This is a genomic window from Polaromonas sp. P1_E11, from assembly GCF_056405995.1.
This window is the reverse complement of sequence record NZ_JBFUBA010000001.1, coordinates 925818-945262: the sequence shown is the minus strand read 5'-3', so window position 1 is coordinate 945262 and position 19445 is coordinate 925818. Positions and strand designations below refer to the sequence as shown.

The window sequence follows — 19445 nt, the reverse complement described above, 5'->3', positions numbered from 1 at the left end:
GACGCAATTCTTATTGCAGGGGTACTTGCATTGCTATCAGCCGCCTAAGCTGTGCTACGGACAAGAAGTCGGGGTTCGTGCCGCTGTCGTACCTGAACCCGCTGTTGACCGGCCTTGCATTCGCCTGGGCGCAATAATCGCGCAGCGTGTAGTCGGCCCCGACGGGCAGGATGGCGTAATATTTACCGAGATCTACCGTATTCGAACTGTCACTTTCGGTAATCATTTCTTCATGGATTTTTTCCCCGGGACGAACTCCAATGATGCGTTGTTCGCAGTTCGGGTCAAGCGCAGTAGCTACGTCTGTAATTCGGTACGACGGGATCTTGGGCACCAGAATTTCACCACCGCGGGCGTTTTCGAGACTCCAGAGGGCCATCTCGACGCCATCTTCTATTGATATGTTGAAGCGTGTCATCGCCGGGTCCGTGATCGGGAAAAAGCCTTTTGAGCGCTGGCCGATAAAGAAGGGAATGACCGAGCCCCGGCTTCCCATGACGTTGCCATACCGTACAACAGAAAATCGGATATCTCGCAGGCCGCGAATGTTATTGGCGGCGATAAAAAGCTTGTCAGAGCAAAGCTTTGTAGCACCGTAGAGGTTGATCGGGGCCGCTGCTTTGTCGGTGGACAAAGCTACCACCCGACTAACTTGAGAATCAAGACAGGCCTCAATAACGTTCTGAGCGCCCAGTACGTTGGTTTTTATGTACTCGAAGGGGTTGTACTCTGCAGCGGGAACCTGTTTGAGGGCGGCAGCATGAACCACGATGTCAATACCTTCAAACGCTCGATGCAGGCGTGACAAGTCGCGAATATCACCCAAAAAATAACGCATGCAAGGCGCGTCAAATCTTTGTGCCATCTCATATTGCTTAAGCTCGTCACGAGAAAAAATTACTACCCTTTTGGGTTTAAATCTTGCCAAAAGTATTTCGACGTACTTTTGCCCGAAAGAGCCAGTTCCGCCTGTAATTAAGATGGATTTATCGTTGAACATATTTAGGGTTGTGCCGGCTTCGTCATTCATTTACAGCCAACACTAAAACTCGGGCTGAATTGTGATTATCTTGGGCGATTGTCGAATCCGTTAACGGCCGAGCAACACACTCGTTTGGTATTTCCTAAGGAAATCATCTCATAGTCTGGCTATGTGACAATGCGTTGGTTCAGCCCGTTGAATGACGCGTTTAGCCACTCAACCAACGCGTAATCATTTTGCCTCACCTTTTTTTGAGAATGACTGAGAGCCATTGTGCATTTGCGTAGAGAAATTTTACCGCTGTGGTTGACGGATTTGTTGCTTGTTTTCGTCGCCTGGTGGGCCGCGTTCTGGTTGCGGTTTAATTTCGAGATTCCTGAATATTTCGTAACTTTGGCCTGGCTGGGCGTGCCGTGGGTATTGATTTGTTTCATCGGCGGGTTAGCCATAGCGCGCGTAGACCGGCAAATCTGGAAGTACATTGGTCTGCCCGAGCTTCGACAGCTGGCTTGGGGAGTCTTTCTGGGGGGGCTGTTCGCTGCCGCCGCTGTGCTGATGATCCGGTTTCCGAGTTTTCCGCGATCTGTGCTTCTGTTGCATCCCCTCGTTGCGCTGATATTGCTTGGCGGTGCCCGAGCTGCCTGGCGGACATTTGTCGAGCACGGCCGCCCGTCTGATGAATCTCGGGCTTTGTTGATTGTCGGCTCACTTCAAGACGCGGCGGATGCCCTGCGTGCGATTAAGGGATCGAAGCAGTGGCATTGCGTAGGCATCGCATCATCACTGGAGTCCGAGCAAGGCCGTTACCTTCATCAAATACCGGTATTGGGATTCCCGGCTGCAATCGCCAACATGGCGGCGTCTACCGGGGCGTCAACGGCCCTCATCGCCAGCCCGCCGGGATCTCGTGAGCGCCGTGAGGTACTCATGCAGTCCAGTCCGCTTGGGCTCACATTACTGACCATGCCGAGGCCGGATGAGTGGTTGCAGTCCGATAGCGCAAGTCCGCGGAAAATCGAGCTGGAGGATTTGTTGGGCAGGCAGGCGGTGGAGCTGGACACGCAAGGGCTCGCGGAGCTTTTTTCAGGTCAGACTGTACTTGTGTCGGGGGCGGGCGGATCTATCGGGTCGGAACTTTGCCGCCAGATTGCGAGATTGGGCGTCGCCCGGCTGGTTTGTGTGGACGTTTCCGAGATCGCCATTTACAAGCTGGAACAGGAGCTGCGGGAGGCACATCCGCAGATGCAGGGGCTTTATTACACGGCAAATGTGAGAGAGTACGCCCGCTTGCAGGCTATAGCAATGCAATACAAGCCATCGGTGTTTGTTCATGCTGCTGCATACAAGCATGTTCCGCTGATGGAATTGAACAACGAGATTGAAGCGGTCCGAACAAATATTCTCGGAACCATTCACGCCGCTAAAGTAGCCGGCGCGTGCGGTGCCCAGAAATTCGTATTGATTTCCACCGATAAGGCAGTGAATCCCACCAATATCATGGGAGCCACCAAACGTATGACGGAGCTCGTGGTCCAGAGCATTGCGCGCGAGTACACCGATACCCAGTTTGTTTCGGTACGGTTCGGAAATGTTCTTGGCTCCAGCGGCTCTGTGGTGCCCTTGTTCACTGAGCAAATTGCGCGAGGTGGCCCGATCACGGTGACGCACCCGGACATCGTGCGCTATTTCATGACGATTCCGGAGGCAGCCAAATTGGTATTGCAGGCTGGGCTGATGGCGCGCAGCGGCCAGATCTACGTGCTCGATATGGGTGAGCCCGTGAAAATTGTGGATTTGGCCCGCATGATGATTCGTCTTTCGGGTAAATCCGAGCACGACATCCCGATCACTTTTACCGGTTTGCGTCCCGGCGAGAAGCTGTTTGAAGAATTGATGGCCGATGACGAAACCACGGAGCCCACTCCCCATCCCAAACTTCGTGTGGCCAAATCATCGGGCGATCAGGCGGTTGCCATCGACGATGTAACGGCCTGGATATCCGCTATCGGTGCCGCACCGTCCGGCGAAACCGTGAAGGCCTGGTTAACCAGCCATGTTCCGGAGTACAAATCCCGTATCTGATTTGGCTGATTCCTTGTTTACAGCGAAATTCCTGTCCGTTCCAGAATGTCGCTGACCAGTTCCAGCCGCATCAATGGGTTGTCCAGTTGCATCAGGCGTTGCTTTAATTCCAGCGGCATCGGCAACAGTTCGCACCAGCGGTTGGCGACCCATCCGCAGTCGTTCAGCCTGTAGGGTGCCAATAGTGGCATTTGGGCCAGTGGCACCTCGCGTTGCTGCAGGCTTTTGATCAGCTTGCCCAGCGCATTGGCCGTGGCCTGCAGGTCAACCGGAATTTCCACCGGTCGGTCGTCTTCCAGCCGGGTGACGTCGGCAATCCACAGGCCATGCCTGAGTTTTTCACGTCGGGTGATTTCAAAGCGCTGTGCACCGGTGCAGCGTACGACCATCAGGCCCGGCTGGGGGATGGAAAATTCAGTGATGGTGGTCAGGGTGCCCACGGTGCTGAAGGCCTCGTTTGCAAAGCCGTCGCTCGTGGGTGTGCCGGCATCGGCGGGCCGGCGCACCTCGGAGCCTTCGGTGAGCGAGACAACGCCGAAAGGCGCGCCAGCCTTGTGGCATTTTCCGATCATGTCGAGGTAGCGGACCTCAAAGATGCGCAGCGGCAGCACGCCGCCGGGATACAGTACCGCACCCAGCGGGAATAGGGGGAGGGAGCTCAGCGTCAAGGCTTCTGGCATGGTCTCATCGTGCTTTGGAGTGCCGTGAACCACATCATCCCATGTGACCCGTGCGGTGAGCTTGTCGTACGTCTAATACGCTTTGCTTCAGGGGCTTTTCGAGGGGAGCTTGCCGGGTTCTCAACTGACGGCATCAGCCGGTTGGCGCAGCAGCATGGCCAGGGAATTGGCCACGGTCTTGCGCAGTTCCCTGCGGTCGCAAATCAGGTCGACCGCACCTTTGGTCTGCAAAAACTCGGCACGCTGAAAGCCTTCAGGCAGCGTGACGCGCACGGTGGACTCAATGACGCGCGGACCGGCAAAACCGATCAGGGCCTTGGGTTCGGCGATCACGATGTCGCCCACGAAGGCAAAGCCAGCGCTCACACCGCCCATGGTCGGGTCGGTCAGCACACTGATATAGGGCAGGCCTTTTTTGGCCAAACGGGTCAAAGATGCATTGGTTTTGGCCATCTGCATCAAGCTGAGCAGGCCTTCCTGCATGCGTGCACCTCCGGTGGCGGTAAAGCAGATGAAGGGCACTTTTTGCTCGATGGCTGCGTGCACGCCACGCACAAAGCGCTCGCCCACCACGCTCCCCATGCTGCCGCCCATGAAGTCAAACTCAAAGCACGCCACGACCACGCCGATGCTGTGAACGGCCCCGCCCATCACTACCAGAGCATCGGTTTCCTGGGTGTTTTCCAGGGCTTCTTTCAGGCGTTCGGGGTATTTTCGGCTGTCCTTGAACTTGAGGGCATCAACGGGCAGCACTTCCTGGCCAAGCTCATAACGGCCTTCGTGGTCCAGAAAGGCGTCCAGGCGGGCGCGTGCGCCTATGCGGTGGTGGTGGCTGCACTGCGGGCAGACGTTCTGGTTTTTCTCCAGGTCGGTCTTGTAGAGCACAGCTTCGCAACTTGGGCACTTGATCCAAAGGCCTTCGGGCACGCTGCGGCGCTCGGTTGGGTCGGTGGGGCTGATTTTGGGCGGGAGGAGTTTTTCTAACCAAGACATGTGTGTCAGTCCTTACGGTGTCGGGCAGCGCCTGGGCGCCTGTCGCTTCAATGCCTTTTGGGCTTTTGTCAGGCGAAAAGCGCAATTATGCGCCGGTTTCGCCCGGCAAAAGTGACGTGAAAAGTCAGCCTAAAGCGGTACGGATTTCTTTCAGAAAGTCACGCGCAACCGCGGCAACCTTGTCACGCGGCTGGTTTTCAATCAGCTGGATGATCTTGCTGCCAATTACCACCGCGTCGGCCACTTTGCCTATGGCTTTGGCCGTGGCCGCATCGCGTATGCCAAAGCCCACGCCCACGGGCACGTCCACGTGCTTGCGGATGCGCGGCAGCATGGCTTCCACGGCGTCCACGTCCAGCGTGCCGGCGCCCGTCACGCCCTTGAGCGAGACGTAGTAGACATAGCCGCTGGCGACTTGCGCCACCTGGGCCATGCGTGCGTCGGTGCTGGTGGGGGCCAGCAGAAAGATCAGGTCCATGCCGTGGGCGCGCAGCCGGGCGGCAAACTCCACGCACTCTTCAGGCGGGTAGTCCACGATCAGCACGCCATCCACGCCAGCTTGTGCGGCGTCGCGGATGAACGCACTTTCGGTTTTGCTGCCGCCGTGCTTGATGTCGTAGCGTTCGACCGGATTGGCGTAGCCCATCAGAACGACGGGGGTGGCGCTGTCTTTGGTGCGGAACTGGCGCACCATTTCCAGCACTTGGGCCAGGCCGATACCGAGGGACAGGGCTTTTTCACCGGCCTTCTGGATGACGGGGCCGTCGGCGCTGGGGTCTGAAAAAGGTACGCCCAGCTCGATCACGTCGGCACCGCCAGCCACCATGCTGTGCATGAGCTCGGGGGTGATGTCGGCAAACGGGAAACCCGCCGTGACATAAGGGATCAAGGCCTTGCGGCCCTGGCTTTTCAGCGTCGAGAAGGTGGTGGCGATGCGGCTCATGACTGCACCCCGCTTCCCTTGGCGCCGCTGGCATCGAACGACGCTGCCGAAGCCGTGCTACCTTTTACAGAGAGGCCCCGCATCGACGGCCGGTCGTAAAACTCCGCGCCGGAAAGGTCGGCTACGGTGCCGATGTCCTTGTCGCCGCGGCCAGACAGGTTGACGAGCAGGCTTTGGTCGGGGCGCATGGTGCGGGCCATTTTCATGGCGCAGGCCACGGCATGGCTGGATTCAAGCGCCGGGATGATGCCTTCGGTGCGGCACAGGTAATGAAAGGCTTCCAGCGCCTCCGCGTCGGTGATGCCGATGTATTCGGCACGGCCGATGTCTTTGAGAAAAGCGTGCTCGGGGCCTACACCGGGGTAATCAAGACCCGCGCTGATGCTGTGTGTTTCGGTGACCTGGCCATCGTCGTTTTGCAGCACGTAGGTGCGGTTGCCGTGTAGCACGCCGGGCAGGCCGCGCTGTAGCGACGCAGAATGCTTGCCGCTGTCCAGGCCTTCACCGGCAGCTTCCACTCCGATGAGGCGGGTTTTGGCGTGCTGGATATAGGGATGGAAAATGCCCATGGCATTGCTGCCACCGCCTACGCAGGCAATGACCGCATCGGGTTGCTTCGTGCCGATGAACTCCGGCATCTGTTGCAGGCATTCGGTGCCGATCACGCTCTGGAAGTCGCGGACCATCATGGGGTATGGGTGCGGGCCCGCCACCGTGCCGATGATGTAGAAGGTGTTGTCCACGTTGGCAACCCAGTCGCGCATGGCTTCGTTGAGCGCGTCTTTGAGCGTCTTGCTGCCGCTTTCGACCGGCACCACGGTGGCGCCCAGCAGGTTCATGCGGTAGACATTGGGGCTTTGGCGCTTGACGTCTTCGCTGCCCATGTAGACCACGCATTCCAGGCCGTAGCGTGCGCAGATGGTGGCCGTGGCCACGCCGTGCTGACCGGCGCCGGTTTCGGCGATGACACGTGGCTTGCCCATGCGGCGCGCCAGCATGGCCTGGCCTATGGTGTTGTTGATCTTGTGCGCGCCGGTGTGGTTCAGGTCTTCGCGCTTGAGGTAAATCTGTGCGCCGCCTTGTTCACGGCTCATGCGTGCGGCGTGGTAGATCGGGGAGGGGCGGCCTACGAAATGCTTCAGCTCGGAATGGAATTCGGCGAGAAACTCCGGGTCGTGCTGGTATTTGGCGTAAGCGTCTTTGAGCTCGTTGATGGCATGAGTCAGGGTTTCTGAAACAAAACTGCCGCCGTAAATTCCGAAATGGCCTGAAACGTCAGGCTGGTGGTACTCGTACATGGTTAAGACTCTTTGCAAGTAGTTCGTCGGCGGCGCGAACGGCCGCTACAAACTGGTTGATCTTGTCGGCGCTTTTGATTCCTTTGGAAATCTCGACGCCCGAACTGACATCAACGGCCAGCGTTGTGCAACGCGGCCTGACTTGCAAAATGCCATCGATCACGTTTGCATGCGTCAATCCACCAGACAAAACGAGGTGAGCGCTGACGTTTGGAGGAAGAAGTGACCAATTGAATGTTTTCCCGCCGCCGCCATAACCTTCGACATGAGCGTCGAGCAGGATGGCTTGTGCGGCCTTGAAGTCTTGGGCGTATTTTACGAGATCAAAGCGGGCAGGGGTTCCCTGCGTGTTTTCAGTGGCTTTTTCACCTAATGGAATGCGTGCAGCGCGCATGAAGGGCCGGCCCGCCTCAAGGCAGATTTCGGGGGTTTCGTCACCATGAAATTGCAGCAGAGCCGCTGGTAGACGAGCGCAAGCAGCTATGATTTTTGTAGCATGGGCGTTGACAAAAAGCAGCACCGGCGTGACGAATGGAGGCAGGCGACGGGCCAATTCGGCGGCGCGTTCGGCCGTTACGAAGCGCGGGCTGGCTTCGTACATCACAAAGCCCACCGCATCAGCCCCGGCCGTGACGGCCGCGTCCACGTCTTCTTCGCGGGTGAGGCCACAGATCTTGATTCGGGTACGGGTGGTGGGTGTCATGGCAACCAATCATAGGCCGCTGTACGGTTTGGGAGGCCGTAGTGGTCTTCGTAAACGGGCCCCAAAAAGTACAGGCCATCCGGTGAAAAGGTGGGCGCAGCGGCATTCCGGCTGCGGGCGTCCCGCACCTCGGCCAGCCAGCCTGGCGGGTAGCTACCTTGGCCGACAGCCACCAGACAGCCCATGATGTTGCGAATCATGTGGTGCAAAAAGGCGTTGGCCTCGAACTCGAAGCGCCAGTATTTGGAGCCCGTACCGGCACGCTCGGAGATGTCGATCCGGCTGATCGTTTTGACGGGGGACTTGGCCTGGCACTGCGCGGCCCGGAAAGAGCTGAAATCGTGCTCGCCAATGAGGTGCGTGACGGCCTGTCGCATCGCAGCGCCGTCCAGTGGCCGGTAAACCCAGCCGACACGCCCGGCTTCCACGCTGGGCCGTACCGGCGACTCCAGCACCACGTAGGCGTACCTGCGTGCGATGGCGCTGCCGCGGCAATGGAATTCCTCGGGGACCTCACGCGCCCATTGCACCGCGATGTCGCCGGGCAAAAAGGTGTTGGTGCCGCGCACCCATGAGGCGATATCGCGCTGCAGGGGCGTGTCAAAGTGCACGACCTGCATCAGCGCATGCACCCCGGCGTCGGTGCGCCCGCAGCAGAGGGTACGAATCGGTTGGGCGGCAAACTTTGCCAAGGCCAGTTCCAGCTTGTCCTGCACGGTATTGCCCGAGAGCTGGCTTTGCCAGCCCTCGTAGGCACTTCCGCTGTAGCTGACGCCGAGGGCAATCCTCACGGTTGAACCCCGGCCGGTGCGCAGTGAACGCGGTGCGTTCAGGCTGCGCTCACGCCAAGGCGTTCAGGAACGCCTGCGCCTTGACTTTCAGCGGGCCGCTGGCTTCTGCCAGCACTTCTTCGGCCAGCGAGCGGGCGCCGTCGGTGTCACCCAGCGAGCGGAACTCTTCGGCCAGCATGAACTTGGTTTCAAGCGGGTCATCCGACGAAGCAGATACTTCAAACGCAGGAGCGGGGCTCTCCGTTGTTGGGCCATTCAGGTCAAGTGAAAGCGCGCCCAGGTCGAATTCCAGCATGCCGCTGTCGGCTACTGCCGGGGCCGGAGCCGGAGCAGCCTTGACCGGCGGAACCGGTTTGGCTGGCGGGACGAACGGCTCGGGTTCAAAGTTCAGGCCTTCGGACAGAAAGGAAATCTCGGGTGCCGCCTCGGCGGGTTTGGCTGCAACAGGTGCCGGTGGCGTGGCCGCAGGCATGGCAACCGTCGCGCTGCTGAAATCCATGTTCAGGGCGGAGGGTTCCGGTTTCTTGGCAACGGGCGGGGCAACTGGTTTTGGTGCCACGGGTACCGATATTGCCGCAGGGGTTGTGGCTGTATCAGGCTCATCACCGAGTGAGAAATCCAGGTCGAGATCGACGTCCACCGCCGGTGTTGGCGCAGGGACATTGACCGGTTGTGCCACCATGGCCACAGTGCCGCCCGGGCTGAACGCCGAGGTCCCGGAGGCGGAGGCCGTGCCTGCGGGCTGTCCGCCGGGCTGGTACATCGGGTTCGAAGGGTCGAGTTCGCGGCCCATCTCGGTGATGTACGCCCATTCCGGGCCATTGCCGTGGGTCAGGTTGAAGGCTTCGATGGCGACAGTTTCAAATGCCTTGCTGTCGCGGCGTTTTGCATAGATTTCCATCAGCTTGGCGTGAATTGCCACGCGCATGGGGCTGGTGCGCATCGCCTCCTTGAGGATTTCTTCCGCCTGCAGGTCGCGTCCATAAGCGAGGTACACATCGGCTTCGGCTACGGGGTCTACGTCGCCAGCGGCGTCCAATTGACTGGGCGAATACACCAGGGACGAGCCCGTGGCGTTGCCTTCATTCGTGTCAATTCTTTGGCCGCCGCTGGCGCCGAAAAAAGAATCGGGCTGCAATCTGCTTTCAAGGAAAGAGCTGTCAACCTGGGCCCCGCCGGCGCGCTGGCGGTACCGGTAAAAGCCAAATCCGGCGAGCAACGCGACCAGAAGGCCTACGCCCGGCAGTACCAGGGGGTTTTCCAGCAGTTCGTCGATCAGGCTGGGTTCAGGGGGCGGCGGAGGTGGCGCAACAACCGGTTTTTTGGGTGCTGCGGGGGCGGCTGCCACCGGTGCGGCGGGTTCACTGGCCGCGGGGGCTGGTTGCGAGGCCGCTGCAAGCGGATCGGCGCTTGCGGCGGTGGCTGAGGCTGCAGAGGCGGGTGCCATGGCAACCGCAGGCGTAGTGCCCGCAACTGCTGCGCTGGCCGCCTGTGTGGCTGTCGCGGCTGTTTTGGTGGTTGCTGATGCGGCGACGGATGGTGCCGAAGCTGCCGGAGCCGCCGCGGGTGTGGGGACTGTGACGCTGGACGGAGCTGGAACAGCCACACCTGGTGCTTTGGCTGCGCTGGCTGCGGGCGCCGCTGCTGGACCGCTTCCGAGCTTGTTGAGATCGCTGATATTTTTGGACAGCTCAGCGACTCGTGTCGAGGCTTCTTTGGCCTGCCGTTCCTTGGCAATCTTTTCTTCGGCTGCTGTCGCTGCCTTGCCCTTGACGGCTCCCTTGGACAGGGTGAGCTTGTCGGGGGTGGTGCTGGCAGGTGCCCGGTCTTCCACCTTGGCTTCTACCTTGCCACCGGCCTGGCGGTCGGCACCGGCTACCTGTGCAGCCGGCACGCCTTCTGCGAGTTTTCGGCGGAAAGTGTTGAAGTCCTTGCTTTGCGCAACGATGGTCTGCGTAGCTTCGCCGGGGGAGACAGCGCCGGCCGATTCCGCGGTCGGGATGTCGAGCACGGCGCCGGACTTGATGCGGTTGACGTTGCCGCCGATGAAGGCATCCGGATTGCTTCGGAGCAAGGCGACCAGCATCTGGTCCAGCGAAATGCTGGACGGCTTGTTCTGGGCGGCGATCTTGCCTGCGGTGTCACCGGATTTGACGGTGACCTGGGTATCGCCGGCGGGCGCTTTTTCCATCTTTACGGCCGGTGCTTTCGCTGCGGGCGCGGACCTGGCGGTGCTGGAACTGGAGCCTGAGGGGGAATAAGGGATGGACGCGATGCCTCTGGCCGGCGGTGCCGCATTGGGTGAACCGGGGCGGGACAGCACGGGTGCAGTGGGCGCAACCGCTGTACCGCTGCTGCCGGACCGCAAGGCAGGCGGGTCGAACAGCATGGTGTAGTCGCGGGTAATTCGCCCGTTCGACCAATTGGCCTCGAGGATGAGGTCTACGAAAGGCTCGGTAACGGGGCGATTGCTGCTCAATCGCAGGAAAGACCGTCCGTCCGTCCGGCGTTGCAGGCTGACTTCGACGCCGGTGACCACCGTGCCGTATTCCATGCCCGCTGCCTTGAAGGCTTCTGCCGGTGCAACACCGGCCCGAAGGCTGGCTGCTTCATCGGGCTTGAGGTCCGTGATCTCGATTTCGGCGCGAAGGGGTTCACCCAGCGCCGATTGAACGGTGATCCGGCCCAGCGCAAGCGCATGGGCTTCAAGACTTGCCAGGCTGCCCAGCAATGCAATGGCACTCGCCAGGGCGCCAATACGCCAACGACCGCGTTTATTCATGGGGTTGGGAGCCTCCAGTGCTCGGTCTGCATGTAACTTTATTCTGCTTAAGCGCACAAAAACCTCGATGCGAATTTTCGAAAAACAACCTTAACATCAAGGCATTAGGCTGACAAGCTAAGACACCACTTAAGTTTTGACACATCGAGTTAGCATCAACTTACATGTTCAGGATGTTGTCAGACGACAACGCACGGAAACAAGTGGTTACGGATGAGCGGCCGCATGTTGGCAACCGCTCACGTCGAATTATTCACCCCTGAAGCAGGATGCGGAGCATGCGGCGCAACGGTTCGGCCGCACCCCAGAGCAACTGGTCGCCCACGGTGAAGGCACCGAGGTAGTCGGGACCCATGGCGAGTTTGCGCAGGCGGCCCACCGGGATCTGCATGGTGCCCGTCACGGCGACGGGTGTGAGGTCCTTGATGGAGGCTTCCCGCGTGTTGGGCACGACTTTGACCCACTCGTTGTCGGCGGCGATCATGGCCTCGATATCGGCCAGCGGCACGTCCTTCTTCAGCTTGAAGGTCAGCGCCTGGCTATGGCAACGCATCGCACCTATGCGCACGCAGAAGCCGTCCACCGGTGTTTCGGCCGTTCCGAAGCTGGCGCCCTGGCCGAGGATCTTGTTCGTCTCCGCGCCGCCTTTCCACTCTTCCTTGCTCACGCCGTTGCCCAGGTCCTTGTCGATCCAGGGAATCAGCGAGCCGCCCAGTGGCACGCCAAAGTTGGCGGTTTCGTCGCCGCTCAGGGACTGCTGCTTGGCCAGCACGCGGCGGTCGATTTCCAGGATGGCCGATTTGGGGTCGTCCAGCAGTGCGCGGACTTCGCTGTTGATGGTGCCGTACTGGGTCAGCAGTTCGCGCATGTGCTGCGCACCGCCGCCGGATGCCGCCTGGTAGGTCATGCTGGTCATCCATTCGACGAGGCCGGCCTTGTACAGCGCGCCCACGCCCATCAGCATGCAGCTCACCGTGCAGTTGCCGCCGATCCAGTTCTTGCCGCCCTTGGCCATGGCGTTCTGGATGACCGGGAGGTTGACCGGGTCCAGGATGATGATGGCGTCGCCGTTCATGCGCAGCGTGGAGGCCGCGTCAATCCAGTGGCCTGTCCAGCCGGCTGCGCGCAGCTTGGGAAAGACTTCGGAGGTGTAATCGCCGCCTTGCGCCGTGATGATGATGTCGCATTTTTTCAGCGCTTCAATGTCAAAGGCGTTTTTCAGCGTGGTTTCGTTCCTGGCCTGGGCGGGGGCTTTGCCGCCGGCGTTGGAGGTCGAGAAGAAAACCGGCTCGATCAGGTCGAAGTCGCCTTCAGCCTGCATGCGGTCGATCAGGACGGAGCCGACCATGCCGCGCCAGCCGACGAGTCCTGTGAGGTTGCCTTTGAGTTTCATTGGAACTGCCCTTCAAAAAGTCAAAAATAAGGCTTTTTGGCCCGGCTCATCGAGCCGGCAGGGCACGACGAACCAGGCTTGCTAGCCTTTAATGGTGGTCGTTTTGGTGATCTGGGCAAAAACCGGCGCAGCGCCGATCGCGCGCGAAGCGGCGATCAAGCGGGTGAGTGCGGGGTTTTTGCGCATGGTGTCAATTGTAGCCAGGCTTGGCTTTATCGGGGCTGACAGCCGCCTCAAACCCGTTTTTTGACGCCGGTTTGAGGTGGTTTGCTGCAAAAAAACGTCAGAGATGTTTTTCCACCGGGGCGCCACAAGAAAAATTCTCCCCGAGTGGAGAGTGCTCCTTCCAGCCAGGGCCGAGGAACCGGCTTCGCCGGGCCTCAGGCGCAGCGGCCCCCTTGGGGGGGCAGAGAGCCACACGCAGTGGGCGAACGTGGGGGCCCTATTTCAAGGCTTTGACGACCGCATCACCCATCTGCACCGTGCCGACTTTTGTTGCGCCTTCGCTGTAGATGTCGGGCGTGCGCAGGCCCTGGCTCAGCACGGCATCCACGGCTTTTTCGATGCGGGCGGCAGCCTCGGGCTGGTTCAGGCTGAAGCGCAGCATCATGGCCGCGCTCAGGATGGTGGCCAACGGGTTGGCCACGCCCTTGCCCGCAATGTCGGGCGCGCTGCCGTGGCTGGGCTCGTACAGGCCCTGGTTTTTGTCGTTCAGGCTGGCCGAAGGCAGCATGCCGATGGAGCCGGTCAGCATGGCGGCGGCGTCACTCAGGATGTCGCCGAACATGTTGCCGGTGACGACCACGTCGAACTTTTTCGGTGCCTTCACCAGCTGCATGGCGGCGTTGTCCACATACATATGGTCCAGTGCGACGTCGGGGTATTGTTTGCCGACCTCGGTGACCACGTCTTTCCAGAGCTGGAAGGTTTCCAGCACGTTAGCCTTGTCGACGCTGGTGACGCGCTTGTCCCGTTTGCGGGCTGCCTGGAAGGCAACATGGGCGATACGCTCGATCTCAGGGCGCGAATAGCGCATCGTGTCAAAAGCCTCTTCCGAGCCGGGGAAGTGGCCATCAGGCGAAACGCGGCGGCCGCGCGGCTGGCCGAAGTAGATGTCGCCGGTCAGCTCGCGGATGATGAGGATGTCCAGGCCGGACACCAGCTCGCGCTTGAGGCTGGAGGCGTCCACCAGCTGCGCATAGCAAATTGCCGGGCGGAAGTTGGCGAACAGGCCCAGGTTTTTACGCAGGCCCAGGATGGCCTGCTCGGGGCGCAACGGCCTGTCGAGCTTGTCGTATTTCCAGTCACCGACCGCGCCGAAGAGAACAGCGTCGGCGGCTTTGGCGAGCTTGAGCGTGGACTCAGGCAATGGATGGCCATGGGCCTCGTATGCTGCGCCGCCGACCAGCGCGCTTTCGGTTTCAAATTTCAGGTCGAGCGCCTTCAGGACCTTGACGGCTTCCGCGACGATTTCGGTGCCGATGCCGTCACCAGGGAGAATTGCGATTTTCATGAGATTAATCCAGGATTTCAGAAAAACTGGCCGGGCAAGAGTAATTGCTGCCCGGAACAGGGATGGGGGTTGAACTGGTGGTGTCGTTGACCACGATGGTGCAACGCTTGTCTTTCCAGATCAGGTCGGCAGTGTATTTTTTCTGCGGATCGGCGACGAAGCGGACAGCTACCGGTCCACACTTTGACTTGTAGGTTATGTTGTTCGCAAAATGCTGCTCCTGCGCATAGGCGCGAATCTGCACCGGGCCAGCTTGCGGAAGTACTTCCACAATGTCTTTGCGTTCGCGGCCGGCGTAGGTCCGGCTGGCTTCTATGGTGTTCAGAGCCACACCTACATCCTTGAAGCCTTCGCATGACGCGCTTTGTGGGCTCACACCAAATCGCGCTGTGCCATTCGAGAAGGAGCGCAGCCGAAGCGTCGCGGCATTCGCAGGGGCGTTCTTTTCGATGGCTGCCAGCTGGGTTTGGTCGCGATTGACCGCTTCCATCGTCGAGCAGCCCGTCAGGCCGGTCAGCAGGGCAACAATCAGCCCTGCCATGCGCGAGTGCGCCATCATCCTGCCACCGTGTGGTTCAGCCACGGCTTGGTTGCCAGGCGCTCGGCTTCAAAGGCCTTGATCTTGTCGCTTTGGCGCAAGGTCAGGCCAATGTCGTCCAGGCCGTTGAGCAGGCAGTACTTGCGGAAAGCCTGCACGTCGAACGGGAGCTCCTCGCCCTGCGGCTTGACGATCACCTGCCGTTCCAGGTCAACGGTGAGCTGGTAGCCGGGGAAGGCCAGCGCTTCGTCGAACAGCTGGGCCACCTGTGCCTCGGGCAGCACGATGGGCAGCAAGCCGTTCTTGAAGCTGTTGTTGAAGAAGATGTCGGCATAGCTGGGCGCGATGATCGCGCGAAAGCCGTATTGGTCCAGCGCCCAGGGCGCGTGCTCACGCGAGGAGCCGCAGCCGAAGTTCTTGCGCGCCAGCAGGATGGAGGCGCCTGCGTAGCGCGGCTGGTTCAGCACGAAGTCGGGGTTGGGCTTGCGCGTGGTTGGATCCTGGCCGGGGAAGCCCGCGTCCAGGTAGCGCCATTCGTCAAACAGGTTGGGGCCGAAGCCGGTCTTGCGGATGGACTTGAGGAACTGCTTGGGGATGATGGCGTCGGTGTCGACGTTCTCGCGGTCCATCGGGGCGACCAGGCCCTTGTGTACAGTGAATTTCTGCATGGTGCGGCTCTTTAAGAGAATTTTCTGATGTCAACGAAGTGGCCGTGCACGGCCGCCGCCGCGGCCATGGCCGGGCTGACCAAATGCGTACGCCCGCCAGCGCCTTGCCGGCCTTCAAAGTTGCGGTTGCTGGTGGATGCGCAGCGCTCGCCCGGCTCCAGCCGGTCGGCGTTCATGGCCAGGCACATCGAGCAACCGGGCTCGCGCCATTCAAAGCCGGCGGCCACAAAAATCTTGTCCAGGCCTTCGCGCTCGGCCTGTTCCTTGACCAGGCCCGAGCCCGGAACGACCAGCGCAAGCTTCACGTTCTTGGCAACCTTCTGGCCGATCTTCTTGATGACGGCAGCCGCCTCGCGCATGTCTTCGATGCGGCTGTTGGTGCAGGAGCCGATGAACACCTTGTCGATGTAGAGGTCGTTCAGCGCCTTGCCGGGCTCCAGACCCATGTACTTCAGTGCGCGTTCGATGGCGTCGCGTTTGTTGGCGTCTTTTTCCTTGTCGGGGTCGGGCACGCGGTCGTCGATGGACAGCACCATCTCGGGCGAGGTGCCCCAGGTGACCTGCGGCAGGATCTGGCTGGCGTCGAGCTCGACGACGGCGTCAAACTTCGCGTCGGCATCCGAATGCAGCGTGTTCCAGTACTTGACGGCCATGTCCCATTCGACACCCGTGGGCGAGAGCAAACGGCCTTTGACGTAGTCAATCGTCTTTTGGTCGACAGCGACCAGGCCGGCGCGGGCGCCGGCTTCAATCGCCATGTTGCAGACCGTCATGCGGCCTTCCATGCTGAGCGCACGAATCGCCGAGCCGGCAAATTCAATCGTGTAGCCCGTGCCGCCGGCCGTGCCGATCTTGCCTATGATGGCGAGCACGATGTCCTTGCCCGCCAAGCCTGGGGCCAGCTTGCCTTCGACCTTGACGAGCATGTTTTTGGCTTTTTTTGCCAGCAGGGTTTGCGTCGCCATCACGTGCTCGACTTCGCTGGTGCCGATGCCGTGCGCCAGCGCACCGAAAGCGCCGTGCGTGGAGGTGTGCGAGTCGCCGCAGACGACCGTCATGCCGGGAAGAGTGGCGCCGCTTTCGGGGCCGATGACGTGCACGATGCCCTGGCGCTTGGAGAGGAAGGGGAAGAAGGCGGCCGCGCCAAATTCCTTGATGTTGCTGTCCAGCGTGGTGATCTGTTCCTTGCTGACCAGGTCGGTGATGCCGTCGTAGCCCAGTTCCCAGCCGGTGGTGGGCGTGTTGTGGTCGGCGGTGGCGACGATGGAGCTGATGCGCCAGACCTTGCGGCCGGCCTCGCGCAGGCCTTCAAAAGCCTGCGGGCTGGTGACTTCGTGCACCAGGTGGCGGTCGATGTAGAGGATGGCCGTGCCGTCGTCTTCGGTATGAACGACGTGCTCGTCCCAGATTTTGTCGTAAAGGGTGCGTCCCATGGTGTCCTTCGTGGTCTCTCGTTGTCGTCTGTCGTGAGGGGTGATTTTAGGCCGCTGCACTTGCAGCCATGGCTGCAGTTTTGGCAGGTTGGGCTGCATTGGTTTGTGGTGTGTCGGGCTGCGTGAGATGTTCCACCAGCAGCCGCGCCGTCAGGGGCAGGGTGGAAAAGTCTCGCGCCACCAGCTGGATCTGGCGCTCGGCCCAGGCGTCCAGCAGAGGAATGGCTTCGAGTTCGCCGACGCCGTGCATCAGCTCAAAAGCGCGCTGCGGCATCACGCCCACACCCAGGCCGTTATGGATCATGCGGCACATGGCGTCCAGGCCGGTGACATGGATGCGCAGCTTGATGGTGCGGCCCAGCCGGGCGGCCGCTTCACGCATGGCCAGGTAAATAGAGCTGTTGGAGTGCAGCCCGACCTGGTCGTAGTCCAGTGCTGCTTCAAATTTGATAGCGCCTTGCGCACAGAGGGTATGGCCCCTGGGCACAATCAACACCAATTTATCGCTGCGGTAAGGCAGTACCTGCAGGTCACCCGCGCCGTCGGCGGTGTTGCAGATACCCAGGTCGGCCGCGCCTTCCTGCACCGCACGGACGACCTCGGTGCTCAGATGCTCTTCCAGGTCAATCTTGATGCCCGAATGCTCGCGGGTGAAGGCGCCCAGGTCTTCCGGCAAAAACTGCACGATGGCCGAGATGCTGGCGTGCACGCGCACATGGCCACGCACGCCGTCGGCGTATTCGCTGAGCTCGCTCTGCATCTTCTCCAGGCTGAACAGCACCGAACGCGCATGGTGGAGCAGGCTTTCGCCGGCGGGTGTCAGGTCGACGCCGCGGGTGTGGCGGTACAGCAGCGGTGTGTCCAGCGTGGCTTCGAGGTCGGAAAGGCGTTTGCTCACGGCCGAGGCGGCAATGAATTCGCGCTCGGCCGCCTTGCCGATGCTGCCGAGCTCGCACACGGCCACAAAGAGCTGAAGCGAGGTCAGGTCGATGCGGCGGGCAAAATTGCGTTCTGAGCTTTTTATGGGCATGGGCGCGATGTCATCGTGTTGGACGATGGTGAATCGCTATTTTGCTACTACGCCTGGTGTTTCGCCATCGCAAAAAGCGATGACCTGCTTGCCGAGAGGCGTTTTCAGCCCGGATCGCCGGAAATTTCAGATGTTTTAAGGCTCGAGCCCAATAACGACGAGCGCGAGCAGCTATCAAAAGTATAGCGAGTGACAGGTATTTCGCGATTTCTTGGGTTGCGCGATAAAAAGCCTGGGGCGTAAAAAAGCCCGCCGATGCTGCCACAGGCGGGCTTTGTGTCAACGCGAGGCGGCTTAGCGCTTGGCCAGCGGCAACACCTGACGGGTCGTGGAGCCGGTGAACAACTGGCGTGGACGGCCGATCTTGTACTCGGGGTCGCCGATCATTTCGTTGAGTTGGGCAATCCAGCCGACGGTGCGGGCCAGCGCAAAAATCGCCGTGAACAGCGGCACCGGGATGCCGATGGCGCGCTGCACGATGCCGGAGTAGAAGTCGACGTTGGGGTAGAGCTTGCGCGACACGAAGTATTCGTCTTCCAGGGCAATCTTTTCCAGCGCCATGGCGAGCTTGAACAACGGGTCGTTTTCCAGGCCCATTTCCTTGAGCACTTCCTTGCAGGTTTCCTGCATCAGCTTGGCGCGCGGGTCGTAGTTCTTGTAGACGCGGTGGCCAAAACCCATCAGCTTGACGCCGGAGTTCTTGTCCTTGACCTGCTTGATGAAGTCGCCGATTTTCTCGATGCCGCCGGCTTTCTGGATGTCGCCCAGCATGTTGAGTGCCGCTTCGTTGGCGCCGCCGTGTGCCGGGCCCCAGAGGCAAGCCACGCCGGCAGCAATCGCCGCAAACGGGTTGGTGCCGGACGAACCGCACAGGCGCACCGTGGAGGTCGAGGCGTTCTGCTCATGGTCTGCGTGCAGGATGAAGATGCGGTCCAGCGCGCGTTCGAGCACCGGGTTGACCTTGTACTCTTCGCACGGCGTGGCGAACATCATGTGCAGGAAGTTGCCGGCGTAGCTCAGGTTGTTCTTGGGGTACATGTAGGGCTGGCCCACGGTGTACTTGTAAGCCATGGCGACCAGCGTCGGCATCTTGGCGATCAGGCGGATGGCGGAGATGTCGCGGTGCTCGGGATTGGTGATGTCGGTGCTGTCATGGTAGAAGGCCGACAGGGCGCCGACCAGGCCGGTCATGATGGCCATCGGGTGCGCGTCACGGCGGAAACCGCGCAGGAAAAACTGCATCTGCTCGTTGACCATGGTGTGGTTGGTCACGCGGCTGACGAAATCGATTTTCTGCTCGGTATTGGGCAGCTCTCCGTACAGCAGCAGGTTGCAGGTTTCCATGTAGTCGCAGTTGGTGGCCAGCTGCTCGATGGGGTAGCCGCGGTACAGCAGCTCGCCCTTGTCGCCGTCGATGTAAGTGATGGCCGACTGGCAGGCAGCGGTCGACAGGAAACCGGGGTCATAGGTGAACATGCCGGTCTGGGCATACAGCTTGCGGATATCAACGACGTCCGGACCAACGCTGCCCTGGTAGACCGGCAACTCGATGCTGGGGCTGCCATTGCTGAAGGACAGGGTGGCTTTGTTGTCAGCTAGCTTCATTTCGTGCTTCT

16 protein-coding genes are annotated in these 19445 nt (G+C 60.5%); 1 reads left to right on the top strand and 15 read right to left on the bottom strand.

Annotation, left to right across the window (positions count from 1 at the left end; genetic code table 11):
* Positions 1 to 10: 10 nt before the first annotated feature.
* Positions 11 to 1000 carry a UDP-N-acetylglucosamine 4,6-dehydratase (inverting) gene (gene pseB, locus AC1D11_RS04725; RefSeq protein WP_477651180.1) on the bottom strand — a complete coding sequence of 330 codons (990 nt, stop codon included), beginning with the start codon at positions 998 to 1000 and terminating at the stop codon, positions 11 to 13.
* Positions 1001 to 1255: 255 nt separating this feature from the next.
* Between pseB and AC1D11_RS04720 the strand changes: the two genes are divergently transcribed.
* Entirely contained in the window at positions 1256 to 3064 is a 1809-nt protein-coding gene (locus tag AC1D11_RS04720; RefSeq protein WP_477651176.1) for a polysaccharide biosynthesis protein, read from the top strand.
* Positions 3065 to 3081: 17 nt separating this feature from the next.
* Here AC1D11_RS04720 and AC1D11_RS04715 read toward each other — a convergent pair whose 3' ends face one another.
* The 14 genes from AC1D11_RS04715 to gltA form a co-directional block, all read right to left on the bottom strand.
* A complete protein-coding gene (locus tag AC1D11_RS04715; RefSeq protein WP_477651175.1) occupies positions 3082 to 3744 on the bottom strand; it encodes an LON peptidase substrate-binding domain-containing protein in 663 nt (220 codons plus the stop codon).
* 120 nt (positions 3745 to 3864) lie between these two features.
* The gene (gene accD, locus AC1D11_RS04710) at positions 3865 to 4737 is read right to left on the bottom strand and encodes an acetyl-CoA carboxylase, carboxyltransferase subunit beta (RefSeq protein WP_477651174.1); all 873 of its coding nucleotides are present in this window, start codon (positions 4735 to 4737) and stop codon (positions 3865 to 3867) included.
* A 124-nt stretch (positions 4738 to 4861) separates the two neighbouring features.
* On the bottom strand, positions 4862 to 5680 hold the full coding sequence (gene trpA, locus AC1D11_RS04705; protein WP_477651173.1) for a tryptophan synthase subunit alpha: 819 nt from the start codon (positions 5678 to 5680) through the stop codon (positions 4862 to 4864).
* Positions 5677 to 6978 carry a tryptophan synthase subunit beta gene (trpB, locus tag AC1D11_RS04700; protein ID WP_477649346.1) on the bottom strand — a complete coding sequence of 434 codons (1302 nt, stop codon included), beginning with the start codon at positions 6976 to 6978 and terminating at the stop codon, positions 5677 to 5679. The genes trpA and trpB overlap by 4 nt, the downstream gene beginning before the upstream one ends.
* The gene (locus tag AC1D11_RS04695; protein ID WP_477649347.1) at positions 6956 to 7681 is read right to left on the bottom strand and encodes a phosphoribosylanthranilate isomerase; all 726 of its coding nucleotides are present in this window, start codon (positions 7679 to 7681) and stop codon (positions 6956 to 6958) included. The genes trpB and AC1D11_RS04695 overlap by 23 nt, the downstream gene beginning before the upstream one ends.
* Positions 7678 to 8472 carry a tRNA pseudouridine(38-40) synthase TruA gene (gene truA, locus AC1D11_RS04690; RefSeq protein WP_477649348.1) on the bottom strand — a complete coding sequence of 265 codons (795 nt, stop codon included), beginning with the start codon at positions 8470 to 8472 and terminating at the stop codon, positions 7678 to 7680. Before truA ends, AC1D11_RS04695 begins: the two co-directional genes overlap by 4 nt.
* A gap of 49 nt (positions 8473 to 8521) precedes the next feature.
* Positions 8522 to 11254 carry a FimV/HubP family polar landmark protein gene (locus tag AC1D11_RS04685; protein WP_477651172.1) on the bottom strand — a complete coding sequence of 911 codons (2733 nt, stop codon included), beginning with the start codon at positions 11252 to 11254 and terminating at the stop codon, positions 8522 to 8524.
* Between the two features lie 253 nt (positions 11255 to 11507).
* Complete coding sequence (gene asd / locus AC1D11_RS04680; RefSeq protein ID WP_477649350.1) at positions 11508 to 12647, bottom strand: aspartate-semialdehyde dehydrogenase; 1140 nt, start codon at positions 12645 to 12647, stop codon at positions 11508 to 11510.
* 442 nt (positions 12648 to 13089) lie between these two features.
* Entirely contained in the window at positions 13090 to 14160 is a 1071-nt protein-coding gene (leuB, locus tag AC1D11_RS04675) for a 3-isopropylmalate dehydrogenase (protein WP_477649351.1), read from the bottom strand.
* Between the two features lie 4 nt (positions 14161 to 14164).
* Complete coding sequence (locus AC1D11_RS04670) at positions 14165 to 14701, bottom strand: hypothetical protein (RefSeq protein ID WP_477649352.1); 537 nt, start codon at positions 14699 to 14701, stop codon at positions 14165 to 14167.
* Positions 14702 to 14715: 14 nt separating this feature from the next.
* Positions 14716 to 15366 carry a 3-isopropylmalate dehydratase small subunit gene (gene leuD, locus AC1D11_RS04665; RefSeq protein ID WP_348048650.1) on the bottom strand — a complete coding sequence of 217 codons (651 nt, stop codon included), beginning with the start codon at positions 15364 to 15366 and terminating at the stop codon, positions 14716 to 14718.
* Between the two features lie 11 nt (positions 15367 to 15377).
* Positions 15378 to 16799 carry a 3-isopropylmalate dehydratase large subunit gene (leuC, locus tag AC1D11_RS04660; protein WP_477649353.1) on the bottom strand — a complete coding sequence of 474 codons (1422 nt, stop codon included), beginning with the start codon at positions 16797 to 16799 and terminating at the stop codon, positions 15378 to 15380.
* A gap of 46 nt (positions 16800 to 16845) precedes the next feature.
* On the bottom strand, positions 16846 to 17823 hold the full coding sequence (locus AC1D11_RS04655; RefSeq protein WP_477649373.1) for a LysR family transcriptional regulator: 978 nt from the start codon (positions 17821 to 17823) through the stop codon (positions 16846 to 16848).
* A gap of 300 nt (positions 17824 to 18123) precedes the next feature.
* Positions 18124 to 19434 carry a citrate synthase gene (gene gltA / locus AC1D11_RS04650; RefSeq protein WP_457279338.1) on the bottom strand — a complete coding sequence of 437 codons (1311 nt, stop codon included), beginning with the start codon at positions 19432 to 19434 and terminating at the stop codon, positions 18124 to 18126.
* Between the last annotated feature and the right edge of the window lie 11 nt (positions 19435 to 19445).

Bases quoted from the DNA above. Each gene is read 5' to 3' on its own strand.
- trpB (WP_477649346.1), bottom strand. From the start codon at position 6,978: ATGTACGAGTACCACCAGCCTGACGTTTCAGGCCATTTCGGAATTTAC.
- asd (WP_477649350.1), bottom strand. From the start codon at position 12,647: ATGAAACTCAAAGGCAACCTCACAGGACTCGTCGGCTGGCGCGGCATG.
- pseB (WP_477651180.1), bottom strand. From the start codon at position 1,000: ATGTTCAACGATAAATCCATCTTAATTACAGGCGGAACTGGCTCTTTC.
- AC1D11_RS04685 (WP_477651172.1), bottom strand. From the start codon at position 11,254: ATGAATAAACGCGGTCGTTGGCGTATTGGCGCCCTGGCGAGTGCCATT.
- trpA (WP_477651173.1), bottom strand. From the start codon at position 5,680: ATGAGCCGCATCGCCACCACCTTCTCGACGCTGAAAAGCCAGGGCCGC.
- leuC (WP_477649353.1), bottom strand. From the start codon at position 16,799: ATGGGACGCACCCTTTACGACAAAATCTGGGACGAGCACGTCGTTCAT.
- gltA (WP_457279338.1), bottom strand. From the start codon at position 19,434: ATGAAGCTAGCTGACAACAAAGCCACCCTGTCCTTCAGCAATGGCAGC.
- AC1D11_RS04715 (WP_477651175.1), bottom strand. From the start codon at position 3,744: ATGCCAGAAGCCTTGACGCTGAGCTCCCTCCCCCTATTCCCGCTGGGT.
- leuD (WP_348048650.1), bottom strand. From the start codon at position 15,366: ATGCAGAAATTCACTGTACACAAGGGCCTGGTCGCCCCGATGGACCGC.
- accD (WP_477651174.1), bottom strand. From the start codon at position 4,737: ATGTCTTGGTTAGAAAAACTCCTCCCGCCCAAAATCAGCCCCACCGAC.
- AC1D11_RS04695 (WP_477649347.1), bottom strand. From the start codon at position 7,681: ATGACACCCACCACCCGTACCCGAATCAAGATCTGTGGCCTCACCCGC.
- leuB (WP_477649351.1), bottom strand. From the start codon at position 14,160: ATGAAAATCGCAATTCTCCCTGGTGACGGCATCGGCACCGAAATCGTC.
- AC1D11_RS04670 (WP_477649352.1), bottom strand. From the start codon at position 14,701: ATGGCAGGGCTGATTGTTGCCCTGCTGACCGGCCTGACGGGCTGCTCG.